Annotated in this window: 17 protein-coding genes; 14 read left to right on the forward strand and 3 right to left on the reverse strand. The window is 52.7% G+C overall.

All coding sequences use genetic code 11. From position 1 onward, the window contains the following. Positions 1 to 595: 595 nt before the first annotated feature. The 3 genes from MKY64_RS02615 to MKY64_RS02625 all read left to right on the forward strand — a co-directional run bounded on the left by MKY64_RS02615 (position 596) and on the right by MKY64_RS02625 (position 3,826). Positions 596 to 1,132, forward strand: coding sequence for an RNA polymerase sigma factor (locus MKY64_RS02615; RefSeq protein WP_340950773.1), 537 nt, complete (start codon positions 596 to 598; stop codon positions 1,130 to 1,132). Further along, entirely contained in the window at positions 1,129 to 2,301 is a 1,173-nt protein-coding gene (locus tag MKY64_RS02620; RefSeq protein ID WP_340950774.1) for a hypothetical protein, read from the forward strand. Before MKY64_RS02615 ends, MKY64_RS02620 begins: the two co-directional genes overlap by 4 nt. Before the next feature lie 499 nt (positions 2,302 to 2,800). After that, positions 2,801 to 3,826, forward strand: coding sequence for a LacI family DNA-binding transcriptional regulator (locus tag MKY64_RS02625; protein WP_036732257.1), 1,026 nt, complete (start codon positions 2,801 to 2,803; stop codon positions 3,824 to 3,826). 569 nt (positions 3,827 to 4,395) lie between these two features. On the opposite strand, the gene MKY64_RS02630 is transcribed toward MKY64_RS02625, so the two are convergent. Further along, positions 4,396 to 5,349, reverse strand: a complete 954-nt coding sequence (locus MKY64_RS02630; protein WP_339250324.1) for a sugar kinase — start codon at positions 5,347 to 5,349, stop codon at positions 4,396 to 4,398. Positions 5,350 to 5,688: 339 nt separating this feature from the next. On the opposite strand from MKY64_RS02630, the gene MKY64_RS02635 reads away from it, so the two are divergent. The 5 genes from MKY64_RS02635 to holA all read left to right on the forward strand — a co-directional run bounded on the left by MKY64_RS02635 (position 5,689) and on the right by holA (position 10,268). Further along, complete coding sequence (locus tag MKY64_RS02635; protein WP_036732253.1) at positions 5,689 to 6,330, forward strand: bifunctional 2-keto-4-hydroxyglutarate aldolase/2-keto-3-deoxy-6-phosphogluconate aldolase; 642 nt, start codon at positions 5,689 to 5,691, stop codon at positions 6,328 to 6,330. Between the two features lie 250 nt (positions 6,331 to 6,580). Continuing rightward, a complete protein-coding gene (locus tag MKY64_RS02640) occupies positions 6,581 to 6,841 on the forward strand; it encodes a hypothetical protein (protein WP_340950776.1) in 261 nt (86 codons plus the stop codon). 290 nt (positions 6,842 to 7,131) lie between these two features. Next, entirely contained in the window at positions 7,132 to 7,683 is a 552-nt protein-coding gene (locus MKY64_RS02645) for an RNA polymerase sigma factor (RefSeq protein WP_340950778.1), read from the forward strand. Further along, positions 7,680 to 8,936 (forward strand): anti-sigma factor family protein, encoded by a 1,257-nt coding sequence (locus tag MKY64_RS02650; protein ID WP_340950780.1) that lies wholly within the window; start codon positions 7,680 to 7,682, stop codon positions 8,934 to 8,936. Before MKY64_RS02645 ends, MKY64_RS02650 begins: the two co-directional genes overlap by 4 nt. A gap of 312 nt (positions 8,937 to 9,248) precedes the next feature. Beyond that, positions 9,249 to 10,268, forward strand: coding sequence for a DNA polymerase III subunit delta (gene holA, locus MKY64_RS02655; RefSeq protein ID WP_340950782.1), 1,020 nt, complete (start codon positions 9,249 to 9,251; stop codon positions 10,266 to 10,268). A 182-nt stretch (positions 10,269 to 10,450) separates the two neighbouring features. On the opposite strand, the gene rpsT is transcribed toward holA, so the two are convergent. Next, positions 10,451 to 10,723 (reverse strand): 30S ribosomal protein S20, encoded by a 273-nt coding sequence (rpsT, locus tag MKY64_RS02660; RefSeq protein WP_036732246.1) that lies wholly within the window; start codon positions 10,721 to 10,723, stop codon positions 10,451 to 10,453. A 180-nt stretch (positions 10,724 to 10,903) separates the two neighbouring features. Here rpsT and gpr point away from each other — a divergent pair, with 180 nt between their 5' ends. From gpr to MKY64_RS02690, 6 genes are all read left to right on the forward strand, one after another. Continuing rightward, positions 10,904 to 11,914 carry a GPR endopeptidase gene (gpr, locus tag MKY64_RS02665; protein ID WP_036732245.1) on the forward strand — a complete coding sequence of 337 codons (1,011 nt, stop codon included), beginning with the start codon at positions 10,904 to 10,906 and terminating at the stop codon, positions 11,912 to 11,914. Between the two features lie 194 nt (positions 11,915 to 12,108). After that, positions 12,109 to 13,482: a stage II sporulation protein P gene (spoIIP, locus tag MKY64_RS02670; protein ID WP_340950784.1), complete on the forward strand. Its 1,374-nt coding sequence runs from the start codon at positions 12,109 to 12,111 to the stop codon at positions 13,480 to 13,482. Positions 13,483 to 13,512: 30 nt separating this feature from the next. After that, complete coding sequence (locus MKY64_RS02675; RefSeq protein WP_340950786.1) at positions 13,513 to 14,010, forward strand: hypothetical protein; 498 nt, start codon at positions 13,513 to 13,515, stop codon at positions 14,008 to 14,010. Positions 14,011 to 14,221: 211 nt separating this feature from the next. After that, the gene (lepA, locus tag MKY64_RS02680; RefSeq protein WP_340950788.1) at positions 14,222 to 16,033 is read left to right on the forward strand and encodes a translation elongation factor 4; all 1,812 of its coding nucleotides are present in this window, start codon (positions 14,222 to 14,224) and stop codon (positions 16,031 to 16,033) included. Between the two features lie 143 nt (positions 16,034 to 16,176). Further along, positions 16,177 to 17,361, forward strand: coding sequence for a radical SAM family heme chaperone HemW (hemW, locus tag MKY64_RS02685; RefSeq protein ID WP_340950790.1), 1,185 nt, complete (start codon positions 16,177 to 16,179; stop codon positions 17,359 to 17,361). 74 nt (positions 17,362 to 17,435) lie between these two features. After that, positions 17,436 to 17,945: an N-acetyltransferase gene (locus tag MKY64_RS02690; protein ID WP_155991690.1), complete on the forward strand. Its 510-nt coding sequence runs from the start codon at positions 17,436 to 17,438 to the stop codon at positions 17,943 to 17,945. A gap of 100 nt (positions 17,946 to 18,045) precedes the next feature. Here MKY64_RS02690 and MKY64_RS02695 read toward each other — a convergent pair whose 3' ends face one another. Then, complete coding sequence (locus MKY64_RS02695; protein ID WP_036732238.1) at positions 18,046 to 18,762, reverse strand: hypothetical protein; 717 nt, start codon at positions 18,760 to 18,762, stop codon at positions 18,046 to 18,048. Between the last annotated feature and the right edge of the window lie 61 nt (positions 18,763 to 18,823).

Below are 18,823 nucleotides of genomic sequence, written 5' to 3' on the forward strand. Positions count from 1 at the left end.
CCTCCTATAACATGTTGCCCATTCTACTTGACAAGTGAAGAATAGCAGTTTTACTAGATTTATGGGCTTAGCTCTTATATACACTATATTTAGTAATGCTTAATCATTTTATATACCATATATTGAAAAGTCAAGAGACAGACAGACCTCTACGGCCCCTCAAAACAGAGCTTAAAACCGCCAATCCCACGCCCCGCCTGCATTCTATTCTCTTATAATTTATTAGTATTTTTTTTAAGCAATTTGCGGGGCTGCGGAATGGTGCAGACAGGGGCTTGCGGGAAGGGGAAACGGCTGTGTTTTTTGAAAGCGTTTAGCCTTCGGGGGATCTGGATTTCATTGCACTTCGTACATTAGATGCTCCTTAAATTTAGGAGGAAGTCAGATCTGTTGTATTTTGTACACTTGATTTCAGCTAACAGGGGCTAATTGAGCAGATTCTTCAAATTCTAATGCAGGAAATACAATAGAATGGAGATTAACGGCAAATATCGGCAATTCTATTGCAGAAAGTGCAATCCGCATATTCAGTTTTACAATAACAGGGAACCATATCCGCCGGCAGGAGTCTTATTAGGTGAGAAGGGGAGAGAACATGCAGAGTAAAGAACTAACGTATAGCATGACCTGTGCCTCATCGGTATCGCTTCGCGAGATGATGGAGACCTACGGCCAGGACGTATGGAATTATGCTTATGTCTTAACCCGCAACCGGGAGCAGGCGAACGATATCAGCCAGGAGGTATTTCTCAAGGCCTACAAGAGCATCGGCAAGTACCGGGGACAGGCTACCCTGAAAACCTGGCTGCTGACCATCACGCGCAACACCGCGTTCAGCTTACGGCGCAACAGCTTCTGGCGGAGGTTCACTCCGCTGGGCAGCTATCAGGATAAGGGAGGCACCATGTCCGCAGAACAAGAGGCCATCGGTAATCAATACGCTAACCGCATCTGGGAGATTATCATGGAGCTGCCGGACAAGTACCGGGAGGTGCTTGTGCTGGATATTCAGCAGGACCTGCCGGTGGCAGAGATGTCCGCTCTGCTCGGGATCGCGCAGGGAACAGTCAAATCCCGGCTCGGACGGGCCAGAGAGAAAGTGAGAACGGCGATAAAGGAGGAAGAGCTGTGAAGACAAGACAAGAGAAGGAGCAAGTGAAGGTGATGAGCGGGGAGAAGGACTGGTATAAGCAAGCCGGGCGGAACCCGCTTGCGGAGCCGGGATTCACACCGCAGCTCATGGCGCGGATTGAAGAGGCTGCAGCAGAAGGCTCATCGGGCAAAAGCGGACTACGCCGCCCGTTCGGGCGGGTGGCCGCCTTCGGCGGACTGGCAGCCATCCTGCTGCTCGTCACGCTGATCTGGCCGTTTGGCCCAGGGGCCGGGCTTGATCCGGCAGGGAGGCTGGCAGCGGTCTTTAAGCCTGGCTCGGGAGCGGCTGTGGTTACGCCCTCGGCGTCTCCTTCGGCGCCTCCGCAAGGCCTGGGTCTATACATGATCTCGGCAGAGTTTGAACTAGGCGGGCTTAAGTATTATATGCCCCTTCCGCTAGACCGTAATAAGAGTGCTGCAATGGCTGTTGAGACTTCCGCCGGAATCGTCTGGTCGCCTCCGCCGCCAATGGTTGACAATCTCAAGCCTAAATACACACACAATACAGAGCCATATACTCTTTATTTGACTCCTAAAGGGCATGCAGAGCTATCTGCGGATTCAGCACAGCGGTTGTATGTTTTTCCTTTGTATGCAGGAGGTGCACAGTCCTATTTGTCGCTGGGAAGTTTATTCGGAGCGGGAGATTATCTTTTGTTTTCCAGCAGCAGCTATAAAATTGGAGAGAATCAGAAAAGGTCAGGGGCCAAGCTGTATGTGATGGATGTCAGACAGGCAGGAGAGGGTAAGATTCCTGTTCCCCGAGAATTACTAACCTTAGATGAATCGTATAAAGTCTATAAGTCTTTTATGGCCCTTAATTCCGAAAAGGCAGAGCTGCTGGTTGTTTATTACACGGAAGATGGAAGAGGCGGTTATACACAGCATAATAAGCTGTATGATATTGCAACAGGCAATGCACAGGAACTTTCGGGTGAGATCACCACAGAAAATGTAGAAGTAGTCTCCAAAATCCATTATGGAGAGCTTACTGTTGATTCTAAAGATCCTGCAACCATAGTCCACTACGAAGTTAATGGAGAGCAACGGAGTACAGAGGTTGATATGAAGTCGGGCGATCAATGGTTCTACGACTGGTGGTATGAGGAATACGGTGTGAAAATTGATGCCTCCTCAATAAAAAAATGATCATCTTAGAGTACAGATGCAGGATGTGTGCTGGAATAGTTTGCTGATCATGAGATGTTCCATTCGGTCGATGGAGGAATTCCTGTGAAGGCAGGGAGTCCTCCAATTTGCCTGTTATCTATGTCCCTTGCGGACTGTGAAGCCTTTATATTCTCGATTTGGCACATTTGACCACGCTTACGGACTGCAAGGCCCTTATTGTAGTTCAAACGCGTCTTTATCGGCTGAGTAACAGTGAATAAGAGCACTGGAGTCCGCAGGGCTATTATAATGCTGCTTTTCGGGGAAATAAGCGCATCTCTGTCCGTTACCATTGTGCGGCCCAGTCATTTAGTGTATTTGTCTCACGCCTTAGACGCCGTATCCACTTATTTCGTATTTTCAATCTATTCATATAGATAATTTACTAAAAAAAAGCTATACTTTTTGATAATATCTCTAAGTAAACGTGATTTGTGTTTACTTCTGGAGTTCGATATCGAAGAGTGGAGCGGGATCAATGAAGAAGCTGACTATTGAGGATGTGGCTAAGAAAGCGGGCGTATCGAAAAGCACAGTCTCGCAATTTTTGAATAAACGGTTCAAGTATATGAGTGAGGCGACCAAAAACCGCATTGCCGAGGTTATCGATGAGCTGAATTACCAGCCCAACGGGCTTGCCCGCAGTCTCAAGCAGAACCGCACGCATATGGTTGGCATTATTGTAGCCAATATTGATTATTCGCTATCCATCCAGTGTATCCGGGCGATCGAGAATGAGCTGCAGCGCCATGGGATTCAGGTGATCATCTGCAACTCGGACGAGAATGCCGATAAGGAGAATACTTATGTGGAGACGCTGGTCGCCCGTCAGGTGGATGGCCTGATTATTTTTCCGGCGGGAGATCAGCCTGCGCCTTACACCAGATTAATTGAAGCGGAATATCCGCTGGTCTTCATGGACCGGCTGGTTGACGGGATCACGACCCAGAGCCTGCTGCTGGATAACGAGATGGCGGTGAAGACCGCTATCCGGGAGCTGACCGGCCACGGCCATGAAGCGATTGCTATTCTATCCCTGCCGCTTGGCGTACATGCGATTACCCCGCGCAAGGAGCGAATGAGCGGGTACAAAAAAGCGATGGAGGAAGCGGGTCTGCCGCTGCTGGGTTCGTATATGCGAAGTGTGTCACGCGAAGACATCGCATCTGCACTGGACGAGCTGCTGCAGCTTCCCGAGCCTCCAACAGCGCTGCTTGCCGCCAATGATCTGGTGCTGGGCGAAATTCTTAAATATGCGAACCGCAATGCCATTGCGATCCCCGGCCAGTTGTCGGTCATCGGCATCGACGATGCCGAATTCGCCCGGATCTATAATCCTGATATTACAACGATCCGCCAGCCGGCTTACGAGATGGGGATGCAGGCGGCCAAGATCATGCTCTCTTTGATCAACGATGCGGACAGCGCGATGCCCATCACCTACAGGTTCCCGCCTTCCTTGCAGCAGGGGGAGTCGGTGCAGCCGCCGGCTAAGCCGGAATAGAGCAGGTCGGGGCGGCGAAAGGTCCATCGTGGTGACAACTTATAGGAAATCTGCTCAGGAATCCACGGCTTTACGGACCCAGGGGCCGTTATTGTGCGGAAAAGAAGGGTTTTGTTAGTTTTACGGACTCAGGAGCCGTTAAATTGCTGTTTAGGGCGCTAGATGCCCGCGAAGTGCGGCTTAACGTCATCTGAGTCCGTTAGGCTTGCTATAGTGCAGCAACTCCCCAAATAACGGCTCTCCGGTCCGTAAGTCTATAGTTTGAGAGCAGGATTATGTACATTGAGCAAGACTATGTACTTTGCCGCGCGAACTGCTGGGAATGACGACTTGCCGGTTCACAGGAACAATGCTCGGATGAAACTGACTTATCGTAACTGAGCTGTAACTGAGCCATAAGTGAGCCATAACCATGCTGTACTACCTGCAATTCAGCCACACCTCTCTCATGCTACATATGCAAAAGGGTGTCCCAGCCGTCTGTCGGCTCAGGGACACCCTTTTTGCTGTGCTAATGTGTGTTCATGCTGAAGCCTGGCGCTGCCGGCAGCAGAGCACCTGCTCTTTGGCTATACGCCTGCGCTCATGAACTCCTCCAGCCGGGCACGGGTGGGAAGGCCATCCATATCGCCAGGCGACATCACGGCGAGTGCGCCGATCGCATTGCCGCGCTTCACGGCTTCTGCTACGCTGAGCTTCTCCAGCATAGCGCTGATCACCCCAACCGCGAAGCCGTCTCCGGCACCGACCGTATCGACAACCTGCTCGACCTTGAAGCCGTCCACATAACCCTCTTCACCAGCAGAGGTCTTATAGTAAGCGCCCTCAGGACCGAGCTTAATCACTACAAGGGATACGCCGCGCTCCAGATAGTACCCAGCAATCTCCTCCGGAGTCTCAAGACCGGTGAGAATCTTGCCTTCTCCGTGTCCGGGCAGGAACCAGTCGCAGCGGGTAGCCAGATCGTTGATCGTATTAACCATAGTTTCGGTGTCTGGCCACAGGGTCGGGCGCAGATTCGGGTCCAGTGATACGGTCTTGCCGCGCTGCTTCATGAACTCCATGGCATGCAGCGAGAACTCGTGACACGAAGCCGAGAGTGCGGAAGAGATGCTGGTCACATGCAGATGGCCTGCGGAAGCGAAGTAATCTTCATCGAAGTCGGCGAGACTCAGCTTGGAGGCGGCGGAATTTTTGCGGAAATATTCCACCTTGGGATCTCCAGTGAGTACCTTGGATTTGATCAGCATGCCCGTGGAGAATTCCTTGGTCGTTGTGATGCTTGCGGTATCGATCTTCTCCTTGTTCAGCGCCGAGGTGATGAACTGGCCAAAGTTGTCTTCGCCAAGCTTGGTCACATAACCGGTCAGATGCTCCAGGCGTGATAATCCGGTGGCTACATTGCTCTCCGCACCTGCCAGCGCCTTGGAGAAGGAAGTGACCTCATGCAGGGGGCCGGCTTCATTGGCGTAGAACATGGCCATCGGCTCCCCGAAGGTGACTGCATCCAGCTGTTTATTCATGAATAGTTCCTCCTAAAATGAACACGTTATTATGGTTTGGAATAGAATATAAGTTGAAATTATCACATAAAACGGTTTTGTACAATATAGCAATGCTCATTCTGCGGGCTTATTTTGTACAGGAACAGGGGAAGACATTCGTTTTTCCTTGATAAATAAGCGTTTTTGAATATTTTCGAAGGATTGATAATGCTTCCTGAATAAATATATATTGACTGTTAGCGGCAATGTTATTACTATTTTCTTAGAAGGATAAAGCCTGATGTTAGTAAAATAGATAAATTAGTTTATCTAAATTATTATTCTTATGAATATATAACCAGAGAGGAAGTAACAATCATGAAGAAAATTAAAGTATTGCAGAATATCACCTCTGTTGGCGTAGTAGCCGTTATTCGCGCGGATAATGCCGATGATGCTTATGCCATGTCGGTGGCTTGTATCGAGGGCGGACTGAACAATATCGAAGTGACCTTCACGACTCCGGGAGCCGAAGTAGCGATTAAGCGCTTGGTGGAAGAATACGGGGGCCGCGCCGTGATTGGTGCCGGTACTGTGCTTGATCCGCTGACGGCAAGAATAGCTATTCTGGCTGGTTCGGAATTTGTGGTCAGCCCGTCTTTTGAAGAGGATACTGCTAAGATGTGTAATCTGTACGGCATTCCTTACATGCCGGGCTGCATGACGCTGAATGAGATGAAGGAAGCCCTGAAGCTGGGTGTGGATGTGCTGAAGCTGTTCCCTGGAAGTGCGTTCGGACCGGACTATGTCAAGGCGGTTAAGGGGCCAATGCCGCATGTTAACATTATGCCTACCGGTGGCGTGGATCTGAACAATATGGAGAAATGGATCAAGAACGGCTGCATCGCTGTCGGCATCGGCGGCAACCTGACCGCACCGGCCAAGGAAGGCCGCTATGACCAGATCACAGAGCTGGCTGCTCAGTATGTAGCGAAGTTCAAGGAGATTCAAGGCAAGTGAAATACATGTACAACAGGAATGTCTTGCCTCTATGGGGCAGGGCATTTTTTTGTTGAATTTATATGTTTTGGGGTCCCCGCAAAGTACCTGGGTCATCACCTACGCTAAAGCCCCACTTTGTGGGGTTATTTTGTTGAGAGCTAGATATGCCTAAATGATGGAATTGCTGCCGCTTCGGGCAATACTTATAATAGAGGCAGAGTGCAGAGGCGCCTGCGGACATTGAGAAGTATACCTGAAAGGTGATGCCATGACTGGCGACGATCTTCGCAGCAAGCTGTACCCGACACTGGTAGTGGAAGAAGCCGATTATGTGGAGATTCGAACTGCAGTCCACGGCTGCAGGGTGAGCGCGGGAGCCATTTATAAGCTGTATCGTAACTATAATCATCCGCAACTTTTTGAGCAGGGAGAAGTATATGTGCTTGATGATGACTCCAGGGAGAATTATGCGGTGCTCCTGGTGTGCGCAACTATATTATATACATTAGAGGAGCCGTCTCGGTCGTAGCGTAAGTCAGGTACGGGACGGTCTGCTTCTCATGTCATTTCTGTAACCAACTTCTATGAAAAGAGTATTTGAATGATAGCAGCATCCCTTGTATGCTTAGTAGGGATTGTGGACTACAAGTAGAAACGGCTTTGCTGTCCTTTTTTAGGACGGTACCGTTTCAGCGAGAAAGATAAGGAACATTTATGCGCGAAGCATATCGTTTTTATCTTTTAAAATAATCATTACAGGCTTGCAACAAATTCGCAGTCTTGCGCGTCAGTAAGATTGCATAGAGAGGGGGAACCTTCGTGGTGGAGCAGGAACTCATCAGAGCCGCTCAAGCGGGCGATCGCGACGCTCTAATCACCCTATTGCGAGAAATTGAAGGGCATGTATATAAGACGGCCTTCTACATTCTGCATAATGAACAGGATGCTCTGGATGTCTCCCAGGAAGCGTTGATCCGGGTGTACACCAAGATCGGCTCCTATGAGGAGAAGGCGCAGTTCAAAACATGGGTTCAGCGAATAGTAACCAACATATGTATAGACAAATTCCGGAGAACGAAGCCTACCGTTTCTATCGATGAACACGAAATGGTGTTCCAGGATAAAAAACATAACGTAGAGCGCGAAGTGATGTCGGGTTATCTGGCGGAGGATATCCGTGAGGCCATCGACCAGCTTCCGGAGCATCACCGGACGGTAATCGTGCTTCGCTATTTACAGGATTTTTCTTACAACGAGATTGCAGACTGTCTGGATCTGCCTCTGAACACGGTCAAATCGTACCTGTTCCGGGCGCGGCAGCAGCTGCAGAATAGACTTCAGGAGTATCAGAAAGGTGGTGTGTCAGGATGAAGTGCGCGGAGGTGATGGAATGGATGCACCGCTATTTAGATCATGATCTCAGTCAGGAAGAAATGCTTGAAATGTTCCGTCATATCGACGATTGTCCTTCCTGCGCGGAAGTCTTGGACCGGCTGACGCTGCTCTCCCAGCAGCTGGAGCAGCTTCCCGATGTGAAGCCCCCCTTCAGTCTGGTTGACTCTATCCTGCCTCAGCTTGAACAGCTGGACCGCGGTGTCCCGGAAGAGCCTGCCGTAATGGAGCCGGAAGATCCGAAGGTTATTCCCTTCTCCCGTGCAAATAACCGGGGCAAGAAGTCCAAGGGCCCTTCACTGGCTGCGCGGACAGGCATTGGTGCTGCGGCGGCAGCGGTGATTCTGCTCATCGCCGTATTCAATATGCCGAAGAGTCTGCCCGGCGCAGACTTGGATATGTCATCCCAATTAATGAGCGGCGGAGCGGCGAACTCCAGCATGAGTACGGAGAGCAGTGCAGACGCCCCGCAGGCGGACGGACAGAATAACAGCGGCAGCAGCAGTGATCTTAATAAGATGGATCAGGCCACGCCTAGTGAATCTGCAGACGTTAATTTGAAATCTGCACCGCCTGCTCCCAGTGAGGGTGCTGATCAACCAGCCGCAGCCGGCGGTGGTATGCCTTCAGACAAGGTGCCTGCGGTAAGCGAAGCTCCGATCAGCAACCGCGCCGCTACTTCGCCTCCGGCGGACCGCCCCAAGAGCACCAAGAAAGCGGATAACCGGTCGGCGGAGCCCCAAAGCACGACGTCGAGTGCGCCAACACAAGAGAATATAGCGGACGATAAAGCGGCTGAGGGGGATGCACGGATAGCGCCGACTCCGGCCGCTAACGAGGCAGGAGCCATGCTGATGGCTGCGCAGGCCTCGTGGACTTCACCCGACGGGCAGCATATGGCTGAGATGACTGGCCAGCATGTTGTAATCTACAGCTTAACCGCAGAAGGAGAAGAACAACAACGAACGGTATTAACCTCGCTTCCTTTGGAGGGGAACTGGGTCTCCGGTGTGTGGTCGGAAGACGGCACCCAGTTCACTTATGTGCTACAGCTTGAGGACGGTACGCAGACGACGAAGGTATACACGGTTCCAGCAGAGAGTGCGACACCTGCCCCATCCGCTTCTCCGGCTCCTGCCAACTCTTCAGCGCCTACCGCTTCTCCGGCGGCGTCTGCTTCACCAGTCACCAGCCCGGCTATTACCCCGGACGCGGCAACGTCCGATAAATAACCGGAACGTTCTTCCGGCCTGCGGAATATGCTAAGGCAAGAGGACATGAATTACAGGCTATGCGAGTATCATCGGTATGACCGGCGGCCGGGAGAGTTTCTAGAGCTGCTCCCTCCGTCGTTTATATAGATGCGCCGCTGAAACGGAGTAACTTTGGCCCTGGCTGCCGAGGTTGCTCCGTTTTGGCTTGCGCCCCGGTCAGGACAAAGTGATAATGGTGATACCTATGTTTTCAGCCGTTTTTTTGTTAAAATGTACGAATGTATGTGTCTGATACGGACCAGGCAAGTAAATGAAAAAGGAAGTGGCGGGATGGATGCCAAAACGGCGGCCAAAGACATCAAGCAAGGAAAGGTCTCTCCGCTGTACCTGCTGTACGGTAGTGAGAAGTTCCGGATGAATGAATTCGCGGCCATGCTGGAGGAACACCTGATCCCCAAAGAAGACCGCGATTTCGCCGTGATCCCGTTCGATCTCTCCGAAACTCCGGTTCAGGCGGTCATTGAAGAGGCGGAGACGGTTCCGTTCATGGTAGAACGCAAGCTCCTGCTGGTGCGGGATGCGGCTCTGTTCACGGCAGGCAAGGAGAAGGCGAAGCTGGAACATAACGTGGAGATGCTGAGCGAATATATGCAGCATCCTGCCGAGTTCAGTGTGATTGTATTTATGGTGAACGGCGACAAGCTGGATGAACGTAAAAAAATCGTCAAAAGCATCAAGACCGCCGGCACCGTGCTGGCCTTCAATCCCCTGGGTACGGAGGAGCTGCTGCGCTGGGTGGAGAAGGGCTTCCGCGAACGCGGCTGCTCCCTTGCGCCGGGGACAGCGGAGGTTCTGATTGCAAGCAGCGGAACCGGACTCCAGGGTCTGTCTGCAGAGATGGACAAGCTGTGTCTGTTCGCCGGTACTGGCGGGCGGGTGGATGCGGCAGCGGTGGAGAGTCTGGTCCACCGGGGGACGGAGCAGAACATCTTCACACTGGTGGAGGATATCGCGAATCTGCGCCTGGACAAGGCACTGAATACGCTCTATGAGCTGCTCAAGCAGCGGGAGGAGCCGATCAAGATCGCTTCGCTGATTGCCCGGCAGTTCAGAATCATCCTGCAGGTCAAGGATCTGTCAGCCCTTAGCTATTCGCAGGGACAGATTGCCTCCCAGCTCGGACTGCATCCGTATGCAGTGAAGCTTGCCGGAGAGCAGGCTCATAAGTTCGGAAGCCAGCGGCTGCGGCAGATCCTGAGTATTCTGGCGGATCTGGACTATCAGATGAAGACGGGAGCTGTCGATAAGGTGCTGGGGCTGGAGATGTTCATGCTGCGCCTTGGAGCCTGAATAGAGCGGCCTTACATGGAACGAATCAAAGAGCCTGTCCACCCGCGTGTGTCATGGGATGGACAGGCTCTTTGATTGTACAGCGGAATTCAATGAAGGAAGTTAACGAGCATAAAAAAACCTAACCGTATGCAGCATAGCGGTCAGGTTCTTCAGTGCTCGTTATGATTGTCGCCCTTGGCTTAGGCTTGAGCCTTGAGAGCGTTCAATTTCTTAGCCAAGCGGGATTTTTTGCGGGCAGCCGCATTTTTATGAACCAGGCCTTTAGTTACAGCCTTGTCCAGCTTTTTGGAAGCCGCTTGGAAAGCAGCCTGAGCTACTTCAACTTCCGTACCAGTCACTGCTACATCAGCAGTTTTCACAGCTGTACGAAGAGCGGACTTCTGGGAAGCGTTCAGTGCACGGCGTTTCTCGATCGTCTTGACGCGTTTTATCGCGGATTTGATATTTGGCATTGCATTCACCTCCTGAAAGACATTCGAAATCAACAAATGATTCACAACTTAAAATAGTTTAGCATGAAGGGTAGCAAAAAGCAAGATAAAAAGCTTTGTAATTCCCTTAGAGCGGTTTGTATAAACGGAGGCTTTCTCTCGCACACTATCAGCAATATGCAAAAGGAGGCTGAACTAAGAATGGAACTGGATCTTCAGCTGTATTCGGTACGTACGGACTTGGCGGTGGAAGCGAAGGAAATGGCAGAGCGGCACGCCAATACGCCGATCCCGGGTGTCAATGAGGAAGTGGAAGAAGCGGACGGTATCAAGGTCACGAGACTTGCTGTAGCAGATCTTGCCGGTTCTCAGGCGATTGGACGGGCTATCGGCAATTACGTGACCCTGGAGGTGCCTGGGCTGCGCGGAGGGGACACCGGGCTGCAGCAGAAGGTCTCCACAGTGTTTGCCCGGGAATTCGAGCACTTTCTGGATGAAATCGGCATTGACCGCGATTCCAAGGTCCTTATCGTAGGCTTGGGCAACTGGAATGTGACGCCTGACTCGCTCGGCCCGCTGGTCGTTGAGAATGCACTGATTACCCGCCAGTTCTATGAGCTGGTGCCCGACCAGATTTCGCCCGGGTACCGGAATGTCAGTGCTATTGCTCCCGGAGTGCTCGGCCTGACGGGGATTGAATCCAGCGAAGTGGTGCAGGGGATTGTGGACCGCACCAGCCCGGATGTCATTATAGCTATTGATGCGCTGGCCTCCCGTTCACTGGAGAGGATCAATACCACCATCCAGATTGCGGACATCGGCATTCATCCCGGCTCAGGGATCGGGAACAAGCGCAGAGGGCTGACCAAGGAGGTGCTGGGCGTGCCCTGCATCGCCATCGGCGTCCCGACGGTCTGCTATGCTTCCACCATCGTCAACAATGTGCTGGAGATGATGCGGACCCATTTCGGGCAGATGGCGGACGGCGGTGCTCACACCAAAGAAATTATGGGTCTCCTTGACGATATATCTGAGCAGGAGCGTCTCGCCCTGGTGAAGGAAGTGCTTGAGCCGCTGGGACATGACCTGATTGTGACCCCCAAAGAGATCGATGAATTCATTGAAGAGATCGCCAACATTGTGGCAAGCGGACTGAATGCTGCACTCCATGAAGCGGTAGATCCGGGCAATGTCGGAGCTTACACTCACTGATCTGTCACTTATCACCTCGCCCGCACCGTCTGCTATAACGCAGAACTGGTGGCGGGCTTTTTGCAATGCTGCCGCTTCACTTCTCTATCTATTGCTCCCTGTTATCTCTCATTCTGTGGTTCTAGCACAACCCTTCCGCTCATAGATTTGGAGTATGAGAGATTACAGAGGGCTTAGAGGAGGACATAACAATCATGAACAGAAAATGGTTTCAGCTATGGAATATAGGGCGGCTGCGCGGACGGCTGATGGATATTCTGTCGCTGGGAAGGACGATGCTGCTGCTGGCCGGAGGTTCGCTTGTGTTGTTCATGCTGCTTGGAGCTGGCGGATTGGCCGGGCAGAAGCTGAATTCTTCGCCCATTCCTTCCATGAAAGGTCTGGCGGCTTCGCTCTCCAGTGGATTCTTCATGGAGCTGCTGGGCATGGAGGTCCCCCATCTGCCGAAGGGCGAGGAGCCTTCAGCCTTCTCCGGGGACAAGGTGACCTCCTTCGTATTCCGGCTGCTTACCAGTGTTGATCCTGGTGATCCCAAGAGTCTGGTCTCCCGTGAGATGCCCGGACTTGCTGCCGATGATCCCTTCCTGCTGCGGCAAGGCTCAGGGGGAAGTACAGGAGCACCGGCCGATTATCATCCGGGGGGCGATGAACTGGCCACCGGGGAAGATCCCGGAGCAGGGGGCGATCCTGGAGCCCCGCCGGATTCAGGGAACGGTACTGAGGCTGGTAATGGCCATGACAGCCCGGGGGAAGGCGTGGTAGAGCCCGAGGCTTCGCCTGTCCCTGACCCGTCCGGTACAGAACCTGACGAGGGCTACTCCGGAAGCGGAGATGCGGAGAATGGCACAGGAGATACTTCGGTCAAGCGTATTCTCGTTTATCATTCCCATCCCCGGGAGGCCTATAATCCGCTGCTTGGCGCACAGAGCGACAACCCCAGCTCGGCAGTCCCTTCCAAGAATGTCATGCTGGTAGGCTCCTATATTGCCAAGAGGCTGGAAGAGCGGGGGATCGGAACTGTCCATGTCCAGGAGGACTATGCTACAGAGGTACCGGGCTACAACTGGAACTTCTCTTATAAATATTCACGTATGACTGTGAAATCGGCCATGGCCTCCAATCAGAACATGAGTGAGCTGATTGATATTCACCGTGATTCCCAGCGGCACGGCAAAACGACAGCTTTGATTAACGGGAAAAATTATGCCCAGGTATATTTTATTTTGGGGCATGCGAATAAAAACTGGAAACAAAACGAGGCCTTCGCCAATAAAATCCATCAGCTGCTGGAGAAAAATTATCCTGGAATTTCACGCGGGATATGGGGGAAATCGTCCGGAAACGGGAATAATGGGGAATATAACCAGACGTTGTCCCCGAACAGTGTGCTGATTGAGGTAGGCGGAATTGACAACAGCGCCGATGAGCTGAAGCGGACGGCGAATATTCTGGCGGATGCCATCGCTGATGTGTACTGGAGCAGCCGGGATGCCGAGAAGGCAGCTGCGCCAGATCAGGGCAGTACGCAATCTGGAGGCACCGGGGCAGAGACATCAACAGGTTCCTGAACGGATTATAGCTGAAAAGGAGCGGAGAATATGACACGGTTCGGTAAAAAGCTGGTAATGGTCGGAATATGGGCGGGCGTGGGGCTGCTGATCGGACTGCAGTTCGGCGGCGGCGGTTCGGGAGTCTCCGGTATACTGCCGGACTGGAGTAAGCCAGCCGGGAGCAGCACGCCTGGACAGAACGTTCCGGCCGGAACTGCGTATGTTCCGGCTGCCAGTACAGCCCCGGGCGGCCAGGCTTATGTATATGTGCCCGTGACTATTGATCCCGTAACGGGTGCTTACACCATGCTGCCCATGAAGCAGCCGGTTGCAGGTACACAGGCGCAGACGGCTGGCGGCACGGGCAGCCTCCCGCAGCAGGAGGTGAAGGACTACTCTGCGCTCAGTCCCGAGCAGATTCTGATACCGGAGGAGCAGAAGCCGACTGTGGATGTGCTGGCGGATAAGACCGCTGGCCTGCTCCAGCAGGCTTCGCAGAAGGGCATCCGCTGGGTGGTCTCCCTCTTCGACTCGTCGGAGGAGTGAGCAGGAGCTGGGCTGGAACGAGGTTTAGCACAAAAGCGGCTGCGGATGATGGAAGTCCGCACTCGTTTTTGTGTTTTTTTGCAGGATTCACCCTGCGATTGCAGAGGGTTCAGGCGGTTTCTTTCTTTTCCGGCGTCCGGCGGGATTGATGGGTGAAGCCCGTACTGTTATAATAAGTGGATTAACATTAGGCTGTCTGTGGGGGTAAGGAATGACTGACGTTCAGAAACGACAACAACAAATTCGCAATTTCTCGATTATTGCACATATAGACCATGGCAAATCGACATTGGCTGACCGCATTCTGGAGTATACGGGTGCGCTGACTTCGCGTGAAATGCAGGAGCAGGTTCTGGATCAGATGGATCTGGAGCGCGAGCGGGGCATCACCATCAAGCTGCAGGCCGTACGCCTGACGTACCGTGCCGATGACGGCCAGGAATATTATTTGAATCTGATTGACACACCGGGGCATGTCGATTTCACCTATGAGGTATCCCGCAGTCTGGCTGCCTGTGAAGGCGCTCTTCTGGTAGTGGATGCTGCCCAGGGGATTGAGGCCCAGACGTTGGCCAACGTGTATCTGGCGCTTGACAACAATCTGGAGATTCTTCCGGTACTCAACAAGATCGATCTTCCGAATGCAGATCCTGAACGGGTGAAGCAGGAGATTGAGGATGTCATCGGGCTGGATGCCAGCGAAGCCGTTCTGGCTTCCGCTAAGGCAGGCATCGGCATCAAGGAGATTCTGGAGCAGGTCGTGAAGCAGGTTCCGGCGCCGACTGGAAACTCGGAAGAACCGCTTAAGGCGCTGATCTTCGACTCCCATTATGACCCGTACAAGGGCGTAATCGTCTATGTCCGCGTAATGGACGGCAGTATCCGTGCCGGTTCCAAGATCAGAATGATGGCCACTGATAAAACCTTTGAGATTATTGAGGTCGGGGCATTCATGCCGCGTATGACCATTGTGCCCGAGCTGAACATCGGCGATGTCGGCTTCATTGTGGCCGGGATTAAGCATGTGGGCGACACTCGTGTCGGTGATACCGTGACGGATGCCAAGCGTCCGACTGCTGAGCCGCTGCCGGGTTACCGCAGAATTAATCCGATGGTCTATTGCGGTCTCTATCCGATTGAGACCTCTGATTATAATGACCTTCGTGAAGCGCTGGAGAAGCTGCAGCTGAACGATGCCTCCCTGAGCTTCGAGCCGGAGAGCTCCAGCGCCCTTGGCTTTGGCTTCCGGTGCGGCTTCCTGGGGCTGCTGCATATGGAGATTATTCAGGAGCGGATCGAACGCGAGTTCAATCTGCCGCTGATTACTACCGCGCCGAGCGTTATTTACCGCATTAAGCTGACGAACGGGGAGACCATTCAGATCGACAATCCGTCGCATTATCCGGAGATCGGGACGATTGACTTCATCGAAGAGCCATATGTCAAAGCAGCCATTATCGTGCCTAACGACTTCGTGGGAACCGTTATGGAGCTGTGCCAGAACAAACGCGGCGAATTCGTCAACATGGAGTATCTGGACAGCAACCGTGTAACCATTACGTACGAGATTCCGTTGTCCGAGATCGTCTACGACTTCTTCGATCAGCTGAAATCCGGCACGAAGGGTTATGCATCCTACGATTACGAGATCTCCGGTTACCGCCAGTCCAATCTCGTGAAGATGGATATCTTGCTGAACAATGAGCAGGTCGATGCGCTGTCCTTCATCGTTCACCGCGACCGCGCTTATAACCGCGGCCGGGTCATCTGTGAGAAGCTGCGCGGTATTATCCCCCGCCAGATGTTCGAGGTGCCGATTCAGGCTTCCGTCGGCACGAAGGTGGTTGCGCGTGAGACCGTTAAGGCCATGCGCAAGAACGTATTAGCCAAATGCTACGGCGGCGATATCTCGCGTAAGCGGAAGCTGCTGGAGAAGCAGAAGGAAGGGAAGAAGCGCATGAAGCAGGTCGGCAGCGTCGAGGTGCCGCAGGAAGCGTTCATGGCCGTGCTTCAGATTGAGTAGCAGCATATAAGCTCCCCCGGAGCTTTCGGTTTAACACAGAAACGGGTGCCGTCCTACGCGGGGCGGTGCAGCCGTTTCTTCTTGCTTTTTAGCAGCAGGTAGTGTGGCAGGCCTGTATATTAATAGAACAAAGGAGACAGCTAATGAATAGAGCTACGAGCACTGCACACCATGGCCGTCCCCCTGAGGCCGTATATATTCACATCCCGTTCTGCACCAATAAATGCTTCTATTGTGATTTCAACTCTTACGTGCTGAAGGACCAGCCGGTGATGGACTATCTCCATGCGCTTGACCGCGAGATGGAGCTGACCGTGCAGCACACGCCTCCGGGTGTGATCAAGACGATTTTTGTCGGCGGGGGTACGCCTACTGTCCTCAAGCCGGATGAGATGGCTTATTTCCTGGAATCGGTCCGCAGGCATTTTCCGCAGTGGGACGAGAATATTGAGTTCTCTATGGAAGCTAACCCCGGAACTACCGATATTGATAAGCTCAGAGTCATGAAGGAAGGCGGCGTCAACCGGGTCAGCTTCGGGGTGCAGGCGTTCCAGAATGAGCTGCTGAGCGGAATCGGCCGGATTCATGATGTGAATGACGTATACCGCAGTCTGGAGAATGCCCGTGCGGTCGGGCTTAATAACCTGTCGCTGGATCTGATGTTCGGCCTGCCGAACCAGACGGTGGATATGCTTAGAGAGAGTATCGACAAGGCGCTGGCGCTGGACCTTCCGCATTATTCCATCTACAGCCTGAAGGTGGAGGAGAACACGCTGTTCCACACTCTGTTCAACAAGAACAAGCTTCCGCTGCCGAATGAAGAGGATGAGCTGGCGATGTACCTGCTGCTTATGTCTACCATGGAGGCTGCGGGGTATACGCAATATGAGATCAGTAATTTTGCCAAGCCGGGGCTGGAGAGCCGCCACAACATCACATACTGGCGCAACGAGGATTATTACGGTCTGGGCGCAGGCGCGCACGGATATGTGGGCCGGCAGCGGCACATGAATATCAAGGGCGTGAACCCGTATAACGAGGCTTCGCGCAGCGGGCTGCCGCGTCTGGACAGCTTTGAGATCTCCGAGCAGGAGGCGATGGAGGATTTCATGATGGTCGGCCTACGGATGCGCGAAGGGGTGTCGGATGCGGCGTTCCGCTCACAATTCGGAAAGCCGCTGGAGGCTGTTTTTGCAGGGCCGCTGCATAAAATGCTGAAGGCCGGGCTGCTGGAGCAGGCCGGGGACACCTATCGTCTGAGCAAGCAGGGAATCCTGTTCGGCAACGATGTTTTCGGGGAATTTGTCGGTGCTTTGACAGAGGTTTAATTTTGAAATACCTCTTGAATTGTAATTCACCTTGTTGTATATTTATTCATATTAACAACAAGGGGTGAGTCAAGGTGCTTGTCAAAACGGATCATTTCCAAGAGGCTTCTCCAGCAGGAGAGCAGCAAGTGATATGCAGAAATGCTACGGTGGAGGATGTAGAGCCGCTGTATCTGATGATAGAGGAGTATGCCAGGCAGGGGATTATGCTGCCCCGTTCAAGGCAAGCACTGACCCGCCAGATCGACCAGTTCGTGATCGCTGAGATCGGCGGCAAGTTTGTCGGCTGCGGTTCCTTGTTCCGGCTCGGAAGTGATCTTGTGGAGGTCCGTTCGATTGGCCTGAATGATGCTGGCAAGGGCAAAGGTGTAGGAACGATGATCCTGGAGAAGCTGGTTGAAGAAGCGAGACGCCAGCAGATTCCGAAGATTATGGCCCTGACCTATGCTGTGGACTTCTTCCTTAAGAACGGCTTCGATGTGGTGCAGAAGGAGATTTTCCCCGAGAAGGTCTGGACCGATTGTGTGAACTGCAAGAAGCAGCATGCCTGCGACGAGATCGCCGTGCTGAAGAGACTGGACTAATCCGGCGGGCTCTAGCCCCCGGTAAACTATATAATAAGAAACCACTGTTCACCCGGACGCTGCTGCTTCAGGGTGACAGTGGTTTTTTGCGGATACAGGTTTATTGTGCGTAGATAAGCTTGCGCTGTTGCTCTACCAGTTCGGCAAGCTCCGGTGTAGCATATGCGGAAGGGTTAAAGGAAGGGGACAGTGTATTATAAGTAATTCCGATGCTGGACCCGTCCGTCATCTCAATCTCCAGCCAGTATTTGTCTCCTACCCAGCCCTTGGTCTGCTTGTACAGCTGCTCGAACGGGAGGTATTCCAGCTTGGGGAATTCGCGGATGAATACGGCGTTGGCCTCCGGGGTAAAGTCCATGAGGTCAGAACCGTCATTGCCGCTCACAAAACGGACAGTTTGTATTTTTCCCTCGATATCCAGCAGATCGTTAAGGGTGTTGGCGTCAGGGTTGTTGCGTGCTTCATACAGCCGGTCTCCCGCCCAGAGTCTCGCCGATGTCTTATAGCCTTCTACCTCGTAGAGCGGTGTGCCTGTCTTAAGAGTTGTCGCATCTCCATCCTGCAGCCCAGCGCGTGGACACTCCTGCTCGGATTTGCTGTATGTGATTTTGCCGATCTCCTTGCCTTTGCCCAGTGGGGCGGGGTCAGGACCGGTATCATCGTAGTACATGACGCTGTCCCATTGCAGGATGGATGCATAATCCGCATCCACACCGATGCACTTGACCGGTAAGATTTTACCAGTACAGCCCGTAAGTGCTAATGCAGTTAAGAGGCCTGCGATTATAGCCCATAATGCTGTTTTCTTGAAACGCATTTTTATCACTCCCTGAGTATTGGACGGCATTGTCCGGGAAATGGTTGCGGTGAAATATACA

Source organism: Paenibacillus sp. FSL R7-0210 (assembly GCF_038009085.1).
GTDB classification, from domain to species: Bacteria; Bacillota; Bacilli; order Paenibacillales; family Paenibacillaceae; genus Paenibacillus_AQ; species Paenibacillus_AQ silagei.

Coding starts and splice junctions, on each gene's coding strand:
- MKY64_RS02695 (WP_036732238.1), bottom strand. CDS start 18,762: ATGCGTTTCAAGAAAACAGCATTATGGGCTATAATCGCAGGCCTCTTA.
- MKY64_RS02635 (WP_036732253.1), top strand. CDS start 5,689: ATGAAGAAAATTAAAGTATTGCAGAATATCACCTCTGTTGGCGTAGTA.
- gpr (WP_036732245.1), top strand. CDS start 10,904: ATGGAACTGGATCTTCAGCTGTATTCGGTACGTACGGACTTGGCGGTG.
- rpsT (WP_036732246.1), bottom strand. CDS start 10,723: ATGCCAAATATCAAATCCGCGATAAAACGCGTCAAGACGATCGAGAAA.
- spoIIP (WP_340950784.1), top strand. CDS start 12,109: ATGAACAGAAAATGGTTTCAGCTATGGAATATAGGGCGGCTGCGCGGA.
- MKY64_RS02650 (WP_340950780.1), top strand. CDS start 7,680: ATGAAGTGCGCGGAGGTGATGGAATGGATGCACCGCTATTTAGATCAT.
- lepA (WP_340950788.1), top strand. CDS start 14,222: ATGACTGACGTTCAGAAACGACAACAACAAATTCGCAATTTCTCGATT.
- MKY64_RS02615 (WP_340950773.1), top strand. CDS start 596: ATGCAGAGTAAAGAACTAACGTATAGCATGACCTGTGCCTCATCGGTA.
- MKY64_RS02640 (WP_340950776.1), top strand. CDS start 6,581: ATGACTGGCGACGATCTTCGCAGCAAGCTGTACCCGACACTGGTAGTG.
- MKY64_RS02625 (WP_036732257.1), top strand. CDS start 2,801: ATGAAGAAGCTGACTATTGAGGATGTGGCTAAGAAAGCGGGCGTATCG.
- MKY64_RS02630 (WP_339250324.1), bottom strand. CDS start 5,349: ATGAATAAACAGCTGGATGCAGTCACCTTCGGGGAGCCGATGGCCATG.
- holA (WP_340950782.1), top strand. CDS start 9,249: ATGGATGCCAAAACGGCGGCCAAAGACATCAAGCAAGGAAAGGTCTCT.
- hemW (WP_340950790.1), top strand. CDS start 16,177: ATGAATAGAGCTACGAGCACTGCACACCATGGCCGTCCCCCTGAGGCC.
- MKY64_RS02675 (WP_340950786.1), top strand. CDS start 13,513: ATGACACGGTTCGGTAAAAAGCTGGTAATGGTCGGAATATGGGCGGGC.